This is a genomic window from Intestinibacter sp., assembly GCF_051866655.1.
Taxonomy (GTDB): Bacteria; Bacillota; Clostridia; order Peptostreptococcales; family Peptostreptococcaceae; genus Intestinibacter.
The window spans coordinates 1-1,742 of the sequence record NZ_JBJDXL010000049.1; the positions used below are offsets into that span (position 1 = coordinate 1).

General features: G+C 27.0%; 5 protein-coding genes. All 5 read right to left on the reverse strand.

From position 1 onward, the window contains the following. On the reverse strand, positions 1-290 hold a 290-nt coding region (locus ACI3VO_RS01405), incomplete at its 3' end, for a hypothetical protein (protein WP_439756189.1). Positions 291-362: 72 nt separating this feature from the next. Next, positions 363-497: a hypothetical protein gene (locus ACI3VO_RS01410; protein WP_439756190.1), complete on the reverse strand. Its 135-nt coding sequence runs from the start codon at positions 495-497 to the stop codon at positions 363-365. A gap of 1 nt (position 498) precedes the next feature. After that, entirely contained in the window at positions 499-1,005 is a 507-nt protein-coding gene (locus tag ACI3VO_RS01415; RefSeq protein WP_439756191.1) for a hypothetical protein, read from the reverse strand. Continuing rightward, entirely contained in the window at positions 998-1,309 is a 312-nt protein-coding gene (locus ACI3VO_RS01420; RefSeq protein ID WP_439756192.1) for a hypothetical protein, read from the reverse strand. The genes ACI3VO_RS01415 and ACI3VO_RS01420 overlap by 8 nt, the downstream gene beginning before the upstream one ends. Then, positions 1,306-1,742 (reverse strand): hypothetical protein (locus ACI3VO_RS01425; RefSeq protein ID WP_439756193.1); only part of this gene is annotated, 437 nt, incomplete at its 5' end. The genes ACI3VO_RS01420 and ACI3VO_RS01425, both read right to left, overlap by 4 nt.

The following is a 1,742-nucleotide window of genomic DNA, read 5'->3' on the forward strand; positions in this document are numbered from 1 at the left end:
TCTAGATTTACAGTTTTAGAATATAATACTTCTCTAGCTTCTTCATACTTAGAACTAAGCTTACCATATAACCCTTTTATTCTTTCAGATTCCTGATAAGTATTGCACACATCATCTATAAATTCTTTAGGATTTTTATTTTTTAAATTAAGAGTTTTACAAGACCAATCACCATATATAGTAGATTCAGAGATAAATGTAGTAAACCCTAGATCTTTTATATTATCTCTATCCTCTCTTTTAATTATGTAACATGGATCTGTTATAATAATATCTCCTTTAAATCTCATTAGAACTTATTTTAGTAATATTCACAAAAATTTCTACTAGCAGTTTCTATCATAATTTTTAGTTTATCTTCATTAGATAGTTGTGCACTTAACTTCATATGTTAAATCTTCTCTAGATACAGGGAAATCTTCATCATACAAGGATTCTACATAATCATCAGCTAACTCACAGAGTTCATCATCCGTAGGTATTTTATAATCTTCCATATTAATCTATATTACATAATATTTCAGAAAATCCAGAACATTTAATATCACAAGTAGAAATTAAAGAAGCTAAAACTTCTAATTGGCTTAGACAATATTTACAGTTTTCTATCTCTTCTTTAGTGTCTTCGTAATCATCATACTCTTCTGTAATATGATTCGTATATTCATCATAAGTAAGAACTTTAGATAAAGACTGCAAATACTTTATATACTCATTCTTTCTTTTAATGTTATTATCAACACATTTCTCTAAGAATGTTATTCTTTTTTTACATTCTTCTATACAATCATTAATATTAGATTCATTAAGAACAGTATATTTTTCTTCGTCTCCAGCCCAAACTGGGTTTATAGCATCACAAACTACACTATAAATTATAGAATTTCTTGAATGAGAATCAAATAAGATAACATCATCCTGTTTATAATAATCTTTATTTTTAAGTCTCTTGACTTCATAAAGATCAGATCTTAATCTTCCATATATATTTAAATAGCTACTCATATGTAAATTCGTAATATTTAGTTATTCTATCTCTAACAAACATTTCTAATAGTTTATAAAGAGCTTCTAATTCACAGTCAGTTAATTTAGGATCTGATAATGTGTTTAGAACCTGATAAATAGTAGTACATTTAGTATATAATCCATCGTATTCTTCTGAGTTATCTTCTTTATATTTTATTAGAATATCAGCTCTAATTAGTAAGGGAATATCCTCATCTGAGAGGATATTCTCTACTATATTTTTTACATTTCTTTCTATTTGCTTATAGTCAGAAATTATATCATAAACATTTTCTATCATGATACGTCTTCTATATTAATTTCTCCAGAATCTAGCATTTCTCTTTCCTTTTGAAGGAAATTAAAACATTTGATTTTATAAACTTCTATATTAAGAGTCTCATTCCTAATTACAATACCTTCACTAGGCACTTTATTCAGACATCTTGGACTTAGCATCTCCATATAAAATCTTTTATCATTAGATAGATTTTCTAAGAAATGCTCATTCCAATCATTTTGAGTACTTAGGGTTGGATATAAATCTTTTGCATATCCATAATAGGCTTGTTCAACTGGAGTCCATCCCATCTTCCTACAGTACTGTCTAACTTGCCTTGCACTAAATTCATATACTATTCCATCAGAATTGGTATATGTAATACGATAAACTTCAACTCCATAATTTTTATTATAAATCCAAGAATCTGAAGATTCTGGTTTAGTAAAACCAT

Coding starts and splice junctions, on each gene's coding strand:
- ACI3VO_RS01410 (WP_439756190.1), bottom strand. CDS start 497: ATGGAAGATTATAAAATACCTACGGATGATGAACTCTGTGAGTTAGCT.
- ACI3VO_RS01420 (WP_439756192.1), bottom strand. CDS start 1,309: ATGATAGAAAATGTTTATGATATAATTTCTGACTATAAGCAAATAGAA.
- ACI3VO_RS01415 (WP_439756191.1), bottom strand. CDS start 1,005: ATGAGTAGCTATTTAAATATATATGGAAGATTAAGATCTGATCTTTAT.